16 protein-coding genes are annotated in these 17817 nt (G+C 54.1%); 9 read left to right on the top strand and 7 right to left on the bottom strand.

Annotation, left to right across the window (positions count from 1 at the left end):
• The first annotated feature begins 117 nt into the window (after positions 1 to 117).
• Positions 118 to 666, top strand: coding sequence for a cell division protein ZapC (locus JHD74_RS04525; protein WP_161712262.1), 549 nt, complete (start codon positions 118 to 120; stop codon positions 664 to 666).
• A 6-nt stretch (positions 667 to 672) separates the two neighbouring features.
• On the opposite strand, the gene JHD74_RS04520 is transcribed toward JHD74_RS04525, so the two are convergent.
• A complete protein-coding gene (locus tag JHD74_RS04520; protein WP_199061820.1) occupies positions 673 to 1776 on the bottom strand; it encodes a YcbX family protein in 1104 nt (367 codons plus the stop codon).
• Between the two features lie 104 nt (positions 1777 to 1880).
• Between JHD74_RS04520 and rlmKL the strand changes: the two genes are divergently transcribed.
• The 6 genes from rlmKL to rmf all read left to right on the top strand — a co-directional run bounded on the left by rlmKL (position 1881) and on the right by rmf (position 9930).
• Positions 1881 to 4001, top strand: coding sequence for a bifunctional 23S rRNA (guanine(2069)-N(7))-methyltransferase RlmK/23S rRNA (guanine(2445)-N(2))-methyltransferase RlmL (gene rlmKL / locus JHD74_RS04515; protein ID WP_024530387.1), 2121 nt, complete (start codon positions 1881 to 1883; stop codon positions 3999 to 4001).
• Between the two features lie 5 nt (positions 4002 to 4006).
• Positions 4007 to 5911: an ABC transporter ATP-binding protein gene (locus JHD74_RS04510; RefSeq protein ID WP_199061819.1), complete on the top strand. Its 1905-nt coding sequence runs from the start codon at positions 4007 to 4009 to the stop codon at positions 5909 to 5911.
• 120 nt (positions 5912 to 6031) lie between these two features.
• Entirely contained in the window at positions 6032 to 7306 is a 1275-nt protein-coding gene (pqiA, locus tag JHD74_RS04505; protein WP_233169444.1) for a membrane integrity-associated transporter subunit PqiA, read from the top strand.
• Entirely contained in the window at positions 7266 to 8939 is a 1674-nt protein-coding gene (pqiB, locus tag JHD74_RS04500) for an intermembrane transport protein PqiB (RefSeq protein ID WP_233169440.1), read from the top strand. Before pqiA ends, pqiB begins: the two co-directional genes overlap by 41 nt.
• Positions 8936 to 9493, top strand: a complete 558-nt coding sequence (pqiC, locus tag JHD74_RS04495) for a membrane integrity-associated transporter subunit PqiC (protein WP_074028999.1) — start codon at positions 8936 to 8938, stop codon at positions 9491 to 9493. Before pqiB ends, pqiC begins: the two co-directional genes overlap by 4 nt.
• A gap of 269 nt (positions 9494 to 9762) precedes the next feature.
• A complete protein-coding gene (gene rmf / locus JHD74_RS04490) occupies positions 9763 to 9930 on the top strand; it encodes a ribosome modulation factor (protein ID WP_071784464.1) in 168 nt (55 codons plus the stop codon).
• Positions 9931 to 10000: 70 nt separating this feature from the next.
• Here the strand turns inward: rmf and fabF are convergent, their stop codons facing one another.
• From fabF to JHD74_RS04470, 4 genes are all read right to left on the bottom strand, one after another.
• Positions 10001 to 11275 carry a beta-ketoacyl-ACP synthase II gene (gene fabF, locus JHD74_RS04485; RefSeq protein WP_199061818.1) on the bottom strand — a complete coding sequence of 425 codons (1275 nt, stop codon included), beginning with the start codon at positions 11273 to 11275 and terminating at the stop codon, positions 10001 to 10003.
• Positions 11272 to 11796 carry a helix-turn-helix domain-containing protein gene (locus tag JHD74_RS04480; RefSeq protein ID WP_065685302.1) on the bottom strand — a complete coding sequence of 175 codons (525 nt, stop codon included), beginning with the start codon at positions 11794 to 11796 and terminating at the stop codon, positions 11272 to 11274. Before JHD74_RS04480 ends, fabF begins: the two co-directional genes overlap by 4 nt.
• Before the next feature lie 112 nt (positions 11797 to 11908).
• Complete coding sequence (gene fabA, locus JHD74_RS04475; protein ID WP_024485665.1) at positions 11909 to 12427, bottom strand: bifunctional 3-hydroxydecanoyl-ACP dehydratase/trans-2-decenoyl-ACP isomerase; 519 nt, start codon at positions 12425 to 12427, stop codon at positions 11909 to 11911.
• Positions 12428 to 12495: 68 nt separating this feature from the next.
• Positions 12496 to 14244 (bottom strand): Lon protease family protein, encoded by a 1749-nt coding sequence (locus tag JHD74_RS04470; RefSeq protein ID WP_024530394.1) that lies wholly within the window; start codon positions 14242 to 14244, stop codon positions 12496 to 12498.
• Positions 14245 to 14452: 208 nt separating this feature from the next.
• Here JHD74_RS04470 and matP point away from each other — a divergent pair, with 208 nt between their 5' ends.
• Positions 14453 to 14911 carry a macrodomain Ter protein MatP gene (matP, locus tag JHD74_RS04465; RefSeq protein WP_024530395.1) on the top strand — a complete coding sequence of 153 codons (459 nt, stop codon included), beginning with the start codon at positions 14453 to 14455 and terminating at the stop codon, positions 14909 to 14911.
• Between the two features lie 65 nt (positions 14912 to 14976).
• On the opposite strand, the gene ompA is transcribed toward matP, so the two are convergent.
• Together ompA and sulA are read right to left on the bottom strand one after the other, a co-directional pair.
• The gene (gene ompA / locus JHD74_RS04460) at positions 14977 to 16059 is read right to left on the bottom strand and encodes a porin OmpA (RefSeq protein ID WP_199061817.1); all 1083 of its coding nucleotides are present in this window, start codon (positions 16057 to 16059) and stop codon (positions 14977 to 14979) included.
• A gap of 359 nt (positions 16060 to 16418) precedes the next feature.
• On the bottom strand, positions 16419 to 16925 hold the full coding sequence (gene sulA / locus JHD74_RS04455) for an SOS-induced cell division inhibitor SulA (protein WP_024530397.1): 507 nt from the start codon (positions 16923 to 16925) through the stop codon (positions 16419 to 16421).
• 232 nt (positions 16926 to 17157) lie between these two features.
• Here sulA and JHD74_RS04450 point away from each other — a divergent pair, with 232 nt between their 5' ends.
• Positions 17158 to 17814: a TfoX/Sxy family DNA transformation protein gene (locus JHD74_RS04450; RefSeq protein ID WP_199061811.1), complete on the top strand. Its 657-nt coding sequence runs from the start codon at positions 17158 to 17160 to the stop codon at positions 17812 to 17814.
• Positions 17815 to 17817 lie beyond the last annotated feature (3 nt).

Here is a 17817-nt window from a genome sequence, read left to right as displayed (position 1 = left end):
CCCGGCTCGTCTATATTTTGTTCGGTAGCGGAATTATCCGATGTTTAAGCAACCTTTCTGGTGATAAAATCGCCCTTTGCGTAATACTGCGTTGGCATGTGGTGAGAAGGATAAGTAATGAAGATAAAACCTGATGACAATTGGCGTTGGTATTTTGACGCTGAGCACGATCGACTGATGCTCGATTTAGCCAATGGTATGATCTTCCGTTCACGCTTTCCGGCAAAAATGCTAACCCCGGATGCCTTCGCTGAATGCGCATTCTGCGTCGATGATGCGGCGCTTTATTTTGATTATGAAGAACAGTGCAAACAGATAAAGCTCAGCCATGAACAACGTGCCGAGTTGGTATTAAATGCGCTGGTGGCCTTTCGTTTTCTTAAACCTCTGATGCCCAAGAGCTGGCATTTTGCTCAGCAACACTATCCGCTACGCCCTAAAAATGGCGAGTTGGCGGCGGTGAAGGTGATGGATAGCGGTGTCGATGCGCGTCTGCTGGTGGTGGAAGCCGGGGATAATGCCAGCCTGTGCTTGCTGGCACAAAATCAGCTGGTGTTGGCTGGGCGAACCATGGTGCTGGGGGATGCGATAAAAGTGATGCACGATCGCCTGAAACCCTGCATCCCGGATGAACAGTCTGCCCCGGCTTACGACAGGGCAGTGTAATAAGCGTTACGCCAGCTTCACATCGCTTTTAGGAATACAGCTGCAACAGAGGATGGTGCCGTTGGCAGCCACTGCGCTTTTCTTTAGCGGCGCAACTTCGCCCTCCACCAGCGTTATCTTGCAACTACCGCACAGACCAGCCCGGCAGGAGTAAGGGATGCGAATGCCTTGCTGCTCCAACTGTTCTAACAAGATCTGCTGGTTATTACCGGCAAACACCTTTCCTTGATATTCAATGCTCACGCTGGTGGTGCTGTCCTGCGGTGCTTGCAGGCTTTCGACGACCTTGCCAGCCCCATAAGGTCGCGGCGGTTTGGTTGACAACACTTCAACACTATCGCCGACGCGGATAATACCGCTGTTACGGGCAATCATGTTTTGACCAAAGTCGACGTCACCATTATCGGCAGTGCGGAACTGTTGCAGCGTACTCAACGGCTCGCCGCTCGGGTGCTTGCGGCCACGCTCGACGCTGACCGTGGTCAATACGCAGCGGCTGCAGGGTTTTACCAGATCGAACATCACGTCGCCGACGCGGATCACCTGCCACCCATCTTCTGCCCAGGCCGGGCTACCGGTCACCACCAGGTTCGGGCGGAACTGCTCCAGCCTGATGCTGCTCGGGCAACGTTGTTGCAGATCCTGGAATGAGGCTTCATTAATCAGCAGATAAGGGTAACCGTCGGCAAAGGAGAGCGGAATTTCCGGGTGTTTCTTTACCCTGCGGGTTAATTCAGGCCCAACCCAGCGTAGCTGGACCTCGCGCTGAAAATAACCGCTTAACCAACTGTTGATGGCCATCGGCGCGATCAACGCGGTGAAATGGTTACCCCACACCTCGGTCGGCTGCGCATCGGGTGCGAAATCAATGAAGCGGATCGCCGCGCTTTCACCGTCCGGCGCGGTCAGAAACAGACCATCGGCCAACAACGCCGGGGTAAACAGCACCATCTGCGGGTATTGGCGGGCGGTGATGAAGGTACCGTCTGGCTCGGTGATCATGAAGGAGCGATCAAAAGCCAGGCCGTGACTGGCCACCTGGGCGTGAGAAAGCTGTAAACCCCGTAGTGATTTGACCGGATGAACGTAAAGTCGGGAGAGCGTGATCACCCCTGCCTCCGTGCGATAAATGAAATAGAAGGGAGCAACTTTATGACAAGCGGTCTGGATTAGCTATAATGCGCAACAATTTTCTTTTTGGTGATAAGCACGATATGAACACTCTGTTTGCCAGCACGGCGCGTGGATTGGAAGAACTGTTAAAAAGCGAACTGGAGCGGCTTGGCGCTCACTCCTGCAAAGTGGTGCAGGGGGGAGTACATTTTCAGGGTGACGATCGTCTTCTGTACCAAAGCCTGCTCTGGAGCCGCCTGGCCTCACGTATTCTGTTGCCGCTGAATGAATTTCGCGTGCACAGCGATTTGGATCTGTACCTCGGTGTGCAGGCCATTGACTGGCCATCGATATTTGGCCTGGATAAAACCTTTGCGGTGCATTTCAGCGGCCTCAATGAAGAGATCCGCAATAGCCAATATGGCGCGTTGAAAGTCAAAGACGCCATTGTGGACAGCTTTACCCGCAAGCTCAACGATCGGCCAATGGTAGAGAAACAGCAGCCGGACATTCGCGTGAACGTTTTTCTGCAGCGCGATATGGCCAGCGTAGCGCTCGATCTGAGCGGCGAAGGTTTGCACCAGCGCGGCTATCGCGATCTGACCGGCCAGGCTCCGCTGAAGGAAAACCTGGCGGCGGCGATTGTCCAACGTTCCGGTTGGCAGCCAGGGACGCCGATGCTGGACCCGATGTGCGGCTCCGGTACGCTGTTGATCGAAGCGGCGATGATCGCCTCCGATCGTGCGCCTGGCCTGCATCGCCAACATTGGGGCTTTACCGCCTGGAACGGCCACAATGCCGAACTGTGGCGTGAAGTGATCACCGAAGCGCAGGTCCGGGCGAAACGTGGTCTGCAGGAAACCCCGTCACGCTTCTTCGGTTCGGATATCGATCGCCGCGTCATTGAAATGGCGAAGGGGAATGCCCGCCGCGCTGGCGTGGCCGAATTGATCACCTTTAACGTTAATGACGTCAGCAAACTGACCAATCCACTGCCGGAAGGCCCGGTAGGCACGGTGGTCAGCAACCCGCCATACGGTGAACGCCTCGAGAGCGAACCGGCACTGATTGCGCTGCACAATATGTTAGGGCGCATCATGAAGAGCCACTTTGGTGGCTGGCAGCTTTCGCTGTTCAGCGCCTCACCAGAATTGCTCAGTTGCCTGCAACTGCGCGCCGAGCGCCAGTTCAAAGCGAAAAATGGCCCGCTGGATTGCGTACAGAAAAACTACCAACTGGCAGAAAACCCACAGGGTGCTGGTGGCGTACAGGTGGCGGAAGACTTCGCCAACCGTCTGCGCAAGAATCTGAAGAAATTGGACAAATGGGCAAAGCAGCAGGGAATTGAGTGCTATCGCCTGTATGATGCCGATCTGCCAGACTATAACGTGGCGGTGGATCGCTATGGCAGTAAGGTGGTGGTACAGGAGTACGCGCCGCCGAAAACCATCGATGCGCAGAAAGCCCGCCAGCGCCTGTTTGACGTGATTAACGCCACGTTGGCGGTGTTAGAGCTGCCTTCGAATCAGCTGATCCTGAAAACCCGCGAACGCCAGAAGGGCAAGAATCAGTATGAGAAGCTGGCGCAGAAGGGTGAGTTCCTGCTGGTAGAAGAGTTCAATGCCAAGCTGTGGGTCAACCTGACGGATTATCTCGATACCGGGTTATTCCTCGATCACCGCATCGCTCGCCGTATGCTGGGTGAAATGAGCAAAGGTAAAGACTTCCTCAACCTGTTTGCCTACACCGGCACCGCGAGTGTACATGCCGGGTTGGGGGGCGCACGTAGCACCACCACGGTGGATATGTCGCGCACCTATCTGGAATGGGCAGAAAAGAACCTGCGGGTTAACGGCCTGACGGGTAGACAGCACCGCTTGATCCAGGCAGATTGCCTGTCCTGGCTGCACAATGCCGACGAACAGTTCGATGTGATCTTTATCGATCCGCCGACGTTCTCCAACTCCAAGCGTATGGAGAACACCTTTGACGTACAGCGCGACCATCTGGCGCTGATGAAAGATTTACAACGGATACTGCGGCGTAACGGAACCATCATGTTCTCCAACAACAAACGCGGTTTCCAGATGGATCTGGCAGGTCTGAATGCACTGGGTCTGGAGGCGAAAGAAATTACCGCCAAGACGCAGTCAGAAGACTTTGCCCGTAACCGTCAGATCCACAACTGCTGGCTGGTCACCCACGCCGGCGAAGGAAAATAATTACTATGTCGTTAATCAGCATGTCCGGTGCCTGGCTCTCTTTCAGCGATGCACCTTTGTTAGACAACACCGAAATTCATATTGAAGACAATGAACGCGTCTGCCTGGTTGGGCGCAACGGGGCCGGTAAATCGACCCTGCTGAAGATCCTCGGAAAAGAGATCCCATTGGACGATGGGCGCATCATTTACGAGCAGGATCTGATTGTGGCGCGTTTGCAGCAGGATCCCCCGCGCAATATCGGCGGCACAGTGTTCGACTTTGTGGCCGAAGGCGTGGCGGAGCAGGCGGAACATCTGAAGGCGTATCACGCCATCTCGCATCAGGTGGAGCTGGATCCGAGTGAAAAGAACCTGACGCGTATGGCACAGGTCATGGAGATCCTCGATCACCAGGGCTTATGGCAGCTAGACAGCCGTATCAGTGAAGTCCTGTTGCAACTGGGCCTGAACGGTGATGCGGAACTGTCCTCTCTTTCCGGTGGTTGGCTGCGTAAAGCGGCACTGGGCCGGGCGTTGGTCAGTTCACCGCGCGTGTTGCTGCTTGATGAACCTACCAACCACCTGGATATCACCACCATCGACTGGCTGGAAGGGTTCCTGAAAGAGTTCCAGGGCAGCATCGTCTTCATCTCGCATGACCGTTCGTTTATCCGCAATATGGCCACGCGCATTGTCGATCTCGATCGCGGCAAGCTGGTGTCATGGCCGGGTAACTACGAGCTGTACCTGGAAAGCAAAGAAGAAGCGCTGCGGGTCGAAGAGCTGCAGAACGCCGAATTTGACCGCAAACTGGCGCAGGAAGAGGTTTGGATCCGTCAGGGCATCAAGGCGCGCCGTACGCGTAATGAAGGCCGGGTGCGCGCTCTGAAGGCGTTGCGTAACGAGCGTTCACAACGTCGTGAAGTGATGGGCACCGCCAAGATGCAGGTGGAAGAGGCTGTGCGTTCGGGCAAGATTGTGTTCGAAATGGAAGACGTCAATTATCAGGTCGCCGACAAAGTGTTGGTCCTAGGCTTCAGCGCCCAAGTGCAACGCGGTGACAAAATCGCGCTGGTGGGGCCAAACGGCTGTGGTAAAACCACCTTGTTGAAATTGATGCTCGGTCAACTGAAAGCCGACAGCGGGCGAGTGCACTGCGGCACCAAGCTGGAAGTCGCTTATTTTGACCAACACCGTGCCGAACTGGATCCAGAACGTACGGTGATGGACAACCTGGCGGAAGGGAAGCAGGAAGTGATGGTCAATGGCCGTTCGCGCCATGTGCTGGGCTATCTGCAGGACTTCCTGTTCCACCCTAAACGGGCAATGACGCCGGTCAAAGCGTTGTCTGGCGGGGAGCGTAACCGCCTATTGCTGGCCAAGTTATTCCTCAAGCCTAGCAATTTGCTGATCCTCGATGAACCAACCAACGATCTGGACGTCGAAACGCTGGAACTGTTGGAAGAGATGATCGATAGCTACCAGGGCACCGTATTGCTGGTGAGCCACGATCGTCAGTTCGTTGATAACTCGGTGACCGAATGCTGGATTTTCGAAGGCAATGGCGTGATCGACACTTACGTCGGGGGCTACTACGATGCACACCATCAACGTGCCACCGCCAAGCCGATCCGCACGGTTGCCGCCAGCCAAACCAAGGCTGTGATGGAGAAAAAAACCGAGCAGCCCAAGAAATCAGCGGCCAAACTGAGTTATAACCTGCTGCGTGAACTGGAGCAGTTGCCACAACGCCTTGAACAGTTGGAAAAGGATATTGAAGCCTTGCAGGCGCAGGTGAGCGACGCAGGATTCTTCTCGCGCCCGCACAGCGAAACCCAGCAGGTGCTGGCCGATCTTGCCACCGCTGAGCAGGCACTGGAACAAGCCTTTGCCCGTTGGGAAGAGCTGGAAGCAATGAAAAACGGCTGATTGGAAACAGGGTTGCCCGCACGCTGCTGCTGTGGGCAACCCAGGCTGTACCGATGAGCGACACGGTTAAGGAGGATAATGGTGTGTTCCCACGAAAGTCATAAGCAGCAGAGTCATGCGATGCATGGCGAGCATCAGCAGGATAACCTGATACTGTGCCCACAATGCGATATGCTGGTGGCACTGCCACCTTTGCAATCAGGCTCCAAGGCCGTTTGTCCCCGTTGTAAAACGACACTCAGCGCCCGCTGGGCAGAACCGCGCAAACAGCCGATTGGCTTTGCCCTCAGCGCGTTATTCATGCTGGTGTTAGCCAATATATTTCCGTTTATCAATATGCGCGTTGCCGGTCTGGGCAATGAAATCAAACTGATCCAAATTCCTCAGGTGATGGTGGCAGAAGACTATGCCAGCATGGCCACCCTGTTTATGGTGTTTGTACAACTGATCCCGGCGTTTTGCATGTTGGCGATTATTCTGTTGTGTGCCAGGGTGCGGCTGCCACGACAATGGAAGGTCTGGATGGCCAAGGTGCTGTTCCAGCTGAAGACCTGGTGCATGGTCGAGATCTTCCTGGCTGGCGTACTGGTCAGCTTCGTTAAACTGATGGCCTATGGTGATATCGGCATTGGTGCCAGCTTTATCCCTTACTGTCTGTTTTGCCTGCTACAGGTGCGAGCCTTCCAATGTGTCGATCGTCGCTGGCTGTGGCAGGATATTGAACCGGCCCCGTTGATTGAACAACCGTTGCAGATTGGGCGTACCGGATTGCGGCAAGGCGTTCGTTCCTGCTCCTGCTGTACGGCCATCTTGCCCGCCCAGCAGTCCAAATGCCCGCGCTGTCACACTGTGGGCTATGTACGCCGTCGCCACAGCTTGCAATGGACGATGGCGTTATTGGTTACCTCGATCATATTGTATATTCCGGCGATGCTGATGCCGATTATGATCACCGAGGCGTTGGGCAATAAAATGCCGTCAACGGTCATGGCCGGGGTAGTGCTGCTATGGGGCGAAGGGTCCTATCCGGTGGCGATGGTGATTTTCATTGCCAGTATTATGGTGCCCTCGCTCAAGATGTTGGCGATTGGCTGGCTTTGCCTGGATGCCAATGGCAAAGGCAAGGCCAATGCCGATAGCGAACGTATGCATCTGATTTATGAAGTGGTGGAGTTTGTTGGCCGTTGGTCAATGATCGACGTGTTTGTGATCGCCGTGCTTTCGGCGTTGGTACGTATGGGACAGTTGATGAGCATTTATCCAGACATTGGTGCGCTACTGTTCGCCATGGTGGTCATTCTCACCATGTTTGCTGCTATGGCGTTTGATCCCCGTTTAACCTGGGATCGCGCAAATGAAACAACAAAAAAGGAGCCGCAAGGTGACGGAAAGTAATCATGGCGTCGCGGATGTTGAGAAGATCAAGCGCTGGTCGCCGGTGTGGATCATTCCCATTGTCACGGCGTTGATCGGGGCGTGGATCCTGTTTTATCACTTCAGCCATCAAGGGCCGGAAGTGACGTTGGTGACGACCTCTGCCGAAGGGTTGGAAGCGGGAAAAACCAAGATCAAAAGCCGCAGTGTGGATGTTGGGACGGTGGAAAGCGTCACCTTGAGCGAAGACCTGAGCAAAGTGCTGGTGCAGGCTCGCCTGAATTCCGGCATGGAAAAGCTGCTGCGCGATGACACCGCCTTTTGGGTTGTGAAACCCCAGATTGGCCGCGAGGGTATCTCCGGGTTGGGAACCTTGTTATCCGGTGCCTACATTGAATTGCAACCGGGCAACAAGGGCAAGGCAGGCAAAGAGAATTACAAGTTGCTTGATGCTCCGCCACTGGCCTCGCCAGATGCTAAAGGGTTGCGCGTCATACTGGACAGCGATAAATCCGGCCAGTTGAACGCTGGCGATCCGGTGCTGTTCCGTGGCTACCGCGTCGGCTCAGTGGAAACCAGCTATTTCGATCCCAAGCTGCGCGCCATGCGCTATCAGCTGTTTATTTCTGCGCCTTATGATCAACTGATCACCAGTAACGTGCGGTTCTGGAAAGACAGCGGCGTTGCCTTCGATATGTCCGCACAGGGTATGCGTGTGGAAATGGGATCCTTGGCGACGCTGTTCAGTGGCGGCGTGAGCTTTGACGTTCCAGAAGGTTGGGATCGTGGCGACGCGGTGAAAGAAAAGGCCGAGTTTGCCCTGTTCGATAACCAGCGCAATATTCAGGATTCACTGTATACCGAGCATACCGATTATCTGGTGTTCTTCTCCGAATCGATCCGCGGGCTGCAACCGGGTGCTCCGGTCGAGTTCCGGGGTATCCGCCTGGGTACCGTAGGGCAAGTGCCATTCTACAAAGAAGGTATGCGCCAGCGGTTGGATAACGATTACCGTATTCCGGTCCTGATCCGTATTGAGCCTGAGCGCTTTAATCAACAGTTGGGCAAGAACTTCGATATCGCGCAGCATTTGAAAGATGCTGAGTCGCGTGGCCTGCGTGCCGCGCTGAAGTCCGCCAACCTGCTGACTGGTGCGTTGTATATCGATCTGGACTTCTATCCACAGGAGAAAGTGTGGAAGGGGCCGCGTGAGCTGTTCGGCTATCCGCTGTTGCCAACCACAAGCGGTGGCTTGGCGCAGATCCAACAGAAGCTGATGCAGACGCTGGATAAGATCAATTCGATGCCGATCAATCCAATGATCAACGAAGCGACCAAAACGTTGGCAGAAAGCCAGAAGACCATGAAAGAAACGCAGAAAACCATGCAGTCGCTCAATGACATCATCAGCAGTAAAGAGATGAAGGCATTGCCTGAAGATATGCAGAAAACCCTGCAAGAACTCAATCGCAGCATGAAAGGGTTCCAGCCAGGTTCACCGGCCTACAACAAAATGGTTGGTGATATGCAACGTCTCGATCAGGTGCTGCGTGAGCTGCAACCGGTGCTGCGTACCCTGAACGATAAGAGCAACGCCCTGGTATTTGAAGCCGCGGGCAGTAATGACCCTCAGCCGAAGAAGGCCAAAAAATGAAAAAGTGGATCCCGGTAGTTCTGGCACTGATGCTGAGTGCCTGTAGCAGTACGCCCAACAAGACTTACTATCAGTTACCGGCGTTGGGGACCCCGGCTCCGGTGAGTGGTACCCAGGCGTCACGCCAGCTGTGGCTGGAGCACGTTAGCGTGGCGGATTTCCTGGCGCAGAGTGGGGTGGTCTACCAGACTAACGACGTGCAGTTTGTGATTGGGCAAAACAACCTGTGGGCCAGCCCGTTGGATCAGCAATTGCAACAGACGTTGGTGACCAACCTGGGCAGCGCTTTGCCGGGGTGGGTGGTGTCATCACAGCCGATGAGCAGCGATCAGGATGTGCTTAACGTCACTATCAGCGGCTTCCATGGCCGCTACGATGGTAAAGCGATCGTTCGGGGTGAATGGGTGCTGAGCCATCAGGGCAGGCTTATCAAGCGGCCATTCAACCTGGAATTGAAACAGGGTGAAGATGGCTATGACGCCTTGGTCCGCACCTTGGCTCAGGGCTGGTTGCAGGAAGCACAGGAGATTGCCGCACAGGCAGCTCGCCTTTAATCATAACTTGTAATAATTCGTTCTAAAACCATCCCGGTGAGGCAAAGCAAAAGCCTCGCCGGGATTTTTTTAGTTTATTATCATGGATTTATATCCTGGCTAGCAATATCAGCCACTTAGCTTATGCGCCGTGCATAGCTCACAAATATGACAACGGTATGAAATTTGAACGTTGATCTTCTCGCCATTTAGGGCTATTCCTTAAATGTGGCTGTATTTCGTGCGGCCATTGTTTTCTTTCCACAAAGTAACAACGAGGGAAATGAGGCATGAAGAGACAGAAAAGAGATCGTTTGGAACGGGCTGAATCACGTGGTTACCAAGCAGGTATTGCAGGGCGTTCAAGGGAACTTTGTCCCTACCAATCTTTAGACGCCCGGGCTAACTGGCTGGGAGGTTGGCGACAAGCCATGGAGGACAGGGCTGTGACCGCTTAAGCGGCTCTCTGTCATGAATTAAGGAATGACCTCCGCCAAACAAGCGGAGGTTTTCGTTTTAAGCGTACAATTATTCCTGCCAGCGTTTTAGCAAAATACTCGCGTTGACTCCCCCAAAACCAAATCCGTTCGACAGGGCATAGGTCATGGCCATCGGTTCCGCCTTATTGGCTACCAGATGTAAACCTGCGGCGGCGGGGTCAGGGTTATCCAGATTCAGGGTGCCCGGAGCGATTTGATCGCGCAGCGCCAGAGCGGTGAAAATGGTTTCCAGGCCACCTGCGGCCCCCAGCAGATGGCCGGTGGCCGATTTGGTGGAGGTGATGGCAATATGCCCATCGGTGCCGAACAGATGTTTGATGGCGTTGATTTCACCCAGATCGCCAACCGGGGTTGAGGTGGCGTGCGCGTTCAGATGCTGAACCTGATCTGGCGTGACGCCAGCCTGTTTCAGCGCAATCTTCATCGCTCGATAGGCACCGTCGCCATCTTCGGCCCCGGAAGTCATATGGTAGGCATCCGCACTGGTGCCGTAACCGACAATCTCTGCTAACGGCTTGGCGCCGCGTGCCAACGCATGTTCCAGCGTCTCTATCACCAACATCCCGGCACCTTCACCCATCACAAAGCCGTCGCGGGCACTGTCAAACGGGCGTGACGCTTTGGTTGCGGCATCCGCAGGCGTGGTTGACATGGCTCGGGCAGCGGCAAAGCCCCCCAGGCTAACGGTATCGATAGCGGCTTCCGTTCCGCCGCATAAGGCGATATCGGCTTCATCGTTGCGGATCATCCGCACCGCATCGCCAATGGCCTGTACGCCTGCTGCACAGGCGGTGACCGGTGCGCCAATCGGCCCTTTGAATTGATGCTTGATGGAAACATGGCCGGCGGCCAGGTTAACCAAGAATGAGGGAATGGTGAAAGGAGAGAGGCGCTTTGGCCCGCGGCTATCCGTGGTGCGCACCGCATGGGCGATAGCGGGGAAGCCACCAATGCCGGAGGCGATCACGGTGGCCGTCCGCTCCTGTTTCTCCTCACTATCGGCGTTCCAGCCAGCCTGCTTGATGGCTTCGTCAGCGGCGGCCATTGCCAGCAGAATGAAGCGGTCCATTTTCTTTTGGTCTTTCGGTGCCACGCTCAGGTCTGGATTAAAACCGGCAGCGGCATCCTGCTCCAGCGTGGGCACCTGGCCGCCGATCTTGACCTGCAAATCCGCCACCATCTCTTCGGACAGTGGGCCGATCCCTGACTGACCAGCCAACAGGCGTTGCCAGATCGGCTCTACGCCGCAACCCAAAGGAGAGACGGCCCCCATACCGGTGATAACTATACGACGACTGCTCATAGTGACTCCTTGGATGATTCATTAAGTAAGGCGTAGTGATGCTGCATCAGAGAAGCACGGCGTGACATGGCTTCTCCGGCCGCAGGACCTGCCGCCAACGTGATGTGCTGTAGGGCGATAGGCTGCTGGGTTAGTGCATCGATTAATTGAGGCTGTATCGGTTGACCGCTGCGCCGATCAACCAGTTCCGCGCTGTGCGCCCCTTCGGTCAGATGGGTATTGCCCCACTGGAACAACGTCACCAACACCGGGAAGAAATCCTTGCCGCGATCGGTGAGCAGATATTGATAGCGTACCGGGCGTGTCTGGTAGCGTTGCTTATACAGAATGCCGCTTTCCACCAGAAATTTAAGCCTGCGGGTCAGCAGCGTGGGGGATAGCCCCAGGCTTTGCTGAAACTCGTCAAATTTGCTCAGGCCATGAAAGGCATCGCGCAGGATCAGGATGCTCCACCATTCCCCCACGCGCCCCAACGAACGGGCGATTGGGCAGGGGGTCGTTGCAAAACTGGTTTTTTTCATGCTGCCCTCTTAGTGGATACATTTATTGTAGTCACTGAGCGGCGATTAAACGACCGGAACAGTAATAACACAGGGGAAATAAACGGCGACCGAGAGAGGCCGCCGTAAGGCGTTAGAACGCCGCAGCGTCCTTGAACAGGCCCACTTTCAGATCGCTGGCGGTATAGATCACTTTGCCATCGCACAGCACTTCGCCATCAGCCACGCCCATAATCAGCTTGCGGATGATCACGCGTTTGAAGTTGATGCGGTAGGTGACCTTTTTGGCGGTTGGCAGTACCTGGCCGGTGAACTTCACTTCGCCGACGCCCAGCGCACGGCCTTTGCCTTCGCCGCCCATCCAGCCGAGGTAGAACCCTACCAACTGCCACATGGCATCCAGACCCAGGCAGCCTGGCATGACCGGATCGCCAATAAAGTGGCAATCGAAGAACCACAGATCCGGATTGATATCGAGCTCAGCTTCTACGTAGCCTTTATTGTGGCTACCACCGTCTTCGGTCATCTTGACCACGCGGTCCATCATTAACATGTTGCCTGATGGCAACGGTGGGCCACCGGCGCCAAACAGTTCGCCACGGCCCGATGCTTCGAGATCTTGTTTCGTATAGGATTCGCGTTTATCTACCATGTTCTCAGTAAACCTTATTTTGATGAAGGACGCAGATTAACGTACACGTGTACGCTGAACAAGTCCGATCAGCCACGGCTGAACCAGTTAAGCCAGCGCAATGGCCACGGCAACGGACGCCGTTCTGGCAACATAGCCTGTGCAATTCGCTCCTGGATGGCGGCCAGCAGGCTAGGCTGCTGCTCATCGGCGAACGGATAGCCGGTCAATAACGGCAAGGCTTCCGCAACGCTATCTACCGCCCACAGATGGAATTGCCCTTCACGTACCGCTTCGACGACGTCTGGGCGCAGGCAAAGGTGCCGCACGTTGCTGGCTGGCAGGATCACGCCCTGTTTACCCGTCAGGCCGCGGCGTAGACAGACCTCGAAGAAACCTTCGATTTTTTCGTTAGCGCCACCGATTGGTTGCACATTACCAAACTGGTCAACGGAGCCAGTTACGGCGATTTGCTGGGTGATCGGCTGCTGTGACAATGCGCTGATCAGGGCGCAGAGTTCCGCCAGCGAGGCGCTGTCCCCGTCAACTTCGCCGTAAGATTGCTCAAAAACGATCGAGGCGGAGAAGGGGAGTTGCTGATCGAGATCCAGTTCGGCGATCAGGAACGCCTGCATGATCATCATGCCTTTGGCGTGCAGGTTGCCTCCCAGCTCGGCTTTGCGCTCCACATCGGTGAATTCGCCATCACCCAGGTGAACCACGCAGCTGATGCGTGAAGGTTCGCCAAAGCTGCGCGGATGTCCTGGATAATCCAGCACCGACAGACCGTTAATCTGACCAATCACCTCACCTTCGGTTTCGATCATGATCTGACCCAGTTCAATCTCGTCCTGCATGCGTTCTGCCAGATAGCTTTCACGCCACTCGCGGGCATTTAGCGCCGCTTCTAACGCTTTAGCGGTGATCTGTTCCTCTTCGGCATACAGAGCGGCCTCAGACAGCTGCTGGCTGACCCACAACGGCGATAGCGGCAGGTTACCCTGGTCACCGGTATAGCGCACCGCCTGGACCATCAGAGGCTGCCAGGCGTCGGCTGCCAGCGGTGGTAATTGCTGCTCGGCGACCACGCTATTGATATAGCCGCACCATTGCACCATATCGTCTGGCTCGGTGAGCTGCAGATCGTCTTCATATTCACCGTAGACGGCCTGCTCGCAGACTTCAGGCTCCATATCGTGGAAATCAGCCAGGCCATGGCGATCGCCCACCACAATCAGACGTAACTCCAGCGGCATAGGAGGGATGGAGACCGGCAACGGCCGGGTTTCATCTGGCGTCAGCCACTGGAATTGGCGCTGGGTAATCATCTGCTTGAGACGCAGCCACAATAGCGGTTGTGCCAAGAGGGCTCGCGCCGACAGGATCAGCACGCCGCCGTTAGCCTGATGGACCAGGCCCGGCTGTAAGGCGATCGCACCGTTGTGCATTCTGACGCAGCCAAATAACTGCTCTGGCTCAACCCATTCCTGGTAAACGCAAGCCCCGCCGGCGGCAAAAGGTTCATCGCCGCGCATGGCATTTTTAATGCTGACGGTGTCGCCTTCAATCACGTAGTGACTGCCTTTAACGGTATTCTGCGGTTGCAACTCTTCTGCCGCTCGGGCGATCAACGCCAGATACTCACGTGTTTCCTGTGCTTTCAACAGCATAAAACGTGGCAGAGACAGCGGATGCAAAAACAGCGTCAGCGCATTCTCCAAACGGGGCTGGATTGCAGAAAAGGCCACGGGTGCCAATTGAGCAGCGGAATCGAAAATCGCCTGATAAGGCGTAGCAGCAGGCAACAGAGATTGCCATTCAAGTCGGTTATTGGTCAAAGTGTTAGATGCAATCGTCAAAAAGGGAAAGCGCGATTATACAAGAATAACGCCAGCTTGATACCTCCAGAGTCATTGTTGAGCATCGGAGTTTGACATTGCCCGATGACTGTGCAAAAAACAGTCAAAAACGGAGGGTAATTGCCGAGGAAAAGTTGGCTAAAGCTGTTATGCTTATTAAAGTTACACGGTCACAGCAGAGTTCACGATGAAATATCAGCAACTGGAAAATCTGGAGAGCGGTTGGAAATGGAAGTACCTGGTGAAAAAGCACCGGGAAGGTGAGGCGATCACCCGCTACATTGAAAACAGCCTTGCTCAGGAGGTCATTGACGAACTGCTGAAGCTGGAAAATGAACCGGTAAAAGTGCTGGCGTGGATAGATGAGCACATGAATCCGACGCTGGATAACCGGATGAAACAAACCATCCGTGCTCGGCGTAAGCGTCATTTTAACTCGGAACATCAGCATACGCGCAAGAAATCGATCGATCTGGAGTTCCTGGTCTGGCAACGTTTGGCTGCGCTGGCGCATCGCCGTGGTGTCACCCTGTCGGAAACCGTCGTACAGCTGATCGAAGATGCCGAGCGCAAAGAGAAGTATGCCACCCAGATGTCATCGCTGAAACAGGATCTACAGGCGATCCTGGGTAAGGATGATAAATAGCCTTACCTAACGTTTAGGCCAAAAAAAACCCCGCAATGCGGGGTTTTTTACTAAGAAGCGCTTACTTAGCCCTGAGGCTGAGAAACAACTTCTTTGATACCTTTAACTTCGATCTCTACGCGACGATCTGGAGCCAGACATGCGATCTGAGCTGCAGTTGCGCGGCCTGAACGATAGCCACAGGTGTCACCAGTGATTGGGTTAGCTTTACCCATGCCACGTGCAGAGATCTTGTCTGAAGGGATACCTTTAGAGATCAGGTAATCCACAACGCTTTGTGCACGTTGCTCAGACAGGCGCAGGTTATATTCTGCTGAACCTACTGCATCGGTGAAGCCCAGAACTACAACAGAACCGTCTTTCGGATCCAGTGAGCTCAGTTGGGTGTACAGCTGATCCAGAGCGTGTTGGCCTTCTGGTTTCAGGGTCGCTTTGTTGAACGCGAACAGAACGTCAGAAGTCAGAGTGAACTTCTTGGTTTCAACAACTGGAGCTGGGGCCGGAGCTGGAGCTACTACTGGAGCAGCAACTTCCTGGCCAAAGCGGTAGGAAACACCTACGCTCAGCATGCCGTTGTCTGGACGTGCACCAACGGTACCTGCGTCACCGATGTTGTTAACCCACTGGTAGTCCAGGCGGGTAGCCCAGTCACGAGTCAGTGCGTATTCAACACCCACTGCTGCCAATGGAGAAACGCCAGTGTCATGGTTGCTCAGGCGCTGATCGGTTGCACCGTAGTGAGCGCTGGAGTCTGCACGCCAAACCATACCACCCAGACGGGTGTAGATGTCCAGATCGTCCATGATTGGGTAGCTCAGTTTAGCTGCCAATTGAACGCCTTGAGCTTTGAAAGCACCGTTGTTCACGCTGCCTTTGTAAGGCATACGGCCAAGCCAGTCGTAGCCCATTTCGAAGCCCAGGTATTGGTTCGCTTGGTAACCCAAGAACGCGCCTGCACCCAGTTGGCTTTTATGAGTAGGACCGTTGCCGATACCATTCTCATAGCCGTTACCGTAGAAACCGGTGTCATGATACTGGGACCAACCCAGTTTGGCACCAGTGTACCAAGTGTCGTCTTTTGGTGCGGCTTGCGCTACTGTAGCGAAACCTGCCAGTGCCACTGCTAATGCGATAGCTGTCTTTTTCATTTTGCGCCTCGTTATCATCCAAATAGGCAATGAGCTTTAAAGCTGCTTTAAGCCCTTGGTTTAAATTCCTTCGCCAAGGTTTGAGCCCTCGTTTGTTACTCTGCCAGTTTTTCTGGCGTTATAGAGCAACCTTGGCGATGTAAAGTCTACAACGTGGCGCGAAAGTTACAAGTGTGATGTGATAAAGCTCTAAAAAAAAACATGGAATTAGACATATCCTCTAACATATCGGGGTGCTAAACGAGTCTTTTTTTTACATGGAAGGCGGCGCCGAACCGCAGCCAACCTCGCTTCGCGCCTGATCTGTCTGCGGTTGCCAGACCAAGCGATAAAATTGATGGGAAAAGTCCTAAATTTACTTAATGATACAAAGAAGAGTGAATTTTTAAGGTTGAACAGTGTCTGTCGGCAGCAACGATGTCACGTTGGGGTCGCATAATGAACCCATAGGCATTCCCCAATTCTGCCGCTCGACTCAGCCTTAGGCGATCCTCTTGTGTCAATTCTGGTAACCAGCCTAGCACCACACTGTAATTTCCCGTCAATAAAGCCTTCTCCATGGCGTCTACGGTAGCCAGTGGATTGATCTGATTAAGCTGTACAACCTTATCAACCGGCAGGCTGGCCTGTTGCAGCCAGGTTTTGCTCAGTTTCTGCTGCGGGGTCAACCACAGTAACCAACGTGATTGCTTGCCTAACTGCTGCAACAAAGGCACCAATAACTGGGCTACGGCGGGTTGCCGCTCATTGTAAACAAGCTCACTGATTAGGCCATTTTCGGTGCCCGCTTGCGCAGGGATCACCGCTTGCTCCGCCGGCATTGAGGATTGGCTAAAATGAGGTTGATAAAGTGATTGAGTACGCATGTCGTCTCCCGCCCGTAGTGTTACTGTATGTATATACAGTATAGCCATCGAAACAGAAGATCAACCCAAATTTTCGTAACGCTTCGCATAATTGAGATTATTTATTGTACGTCTTGAATTTATGATTGGCACGACTAGGGATAATGCGTATTTTTTTTAATTAGTTGTTCCAGTTACGTTTATTCCAACCAAAACATGCCTAATGGCTGTGGCTTCATATAAGGAGAGGTAAATGAATGGAGGATCGTTAAGGAGGATCGAGCAGGCAAAGTCCTGCTTTGCCGCCCTGGGAAATATTGCCATACGCTCGCAGTTTGGCGGCTATGGCCTGCTGGCGGACGGCACAATGTTTGCGGTCATTACCGAAGGTGAGCTGTATTTGCGTGCAACAGAAAGCCTGGAAACCGCGTTCCGTGAGCGTGGCATGGTGAATATGACCTATTTAAAGCGGGGAGTTCCCATGGTCATGCGCTATTACTGGGTGAATGAAGATCTGTGGCGGCAGCGTCGCGAACTGTGTGCGCTTGTCTGGCAGGCTATCTGTGAGACGCGTAAAGAGATTAAGGTAAAAAAACGCTGCAATGGCAGATTGAAAGATTTACCGAATATTGATGCTTCATTAGAGCGGCAGCTGTGGCGAGCAGGCATATGCAATATTTATGATTTTCGCCTGTTGGGAGTCAGAGATAGCTATCTGAAGTTGCTGCAACAGCAAAAAAATCTGGGCATGAAAGTGCTGATGTCACTGGCGGGGGCCATGGCGGGCTACCACCATGCCGCCTTGCCTAATCTACAAAGGGAGGCGTTGATCGAGTGGTTCGAAAACAACGCGCTCTTTCCCTCCTTTGAGGCGCGGTCAGAAGACCGCGCTTGCGGTCCACATCTTTGAACT

It is taken from the genome of Serratia sp. ASV30 (genome assembly GCF_016428815.1).
Lineage (GTDB): Bacteria > Pseudomonadota > Gammaproteobacteria > Enterobacterales > Enterobacteriaceae > Chania > Chania fonticola_C.
This window is presented reverse-complemented; position numbering and strand designations above follow the sequence as displayed.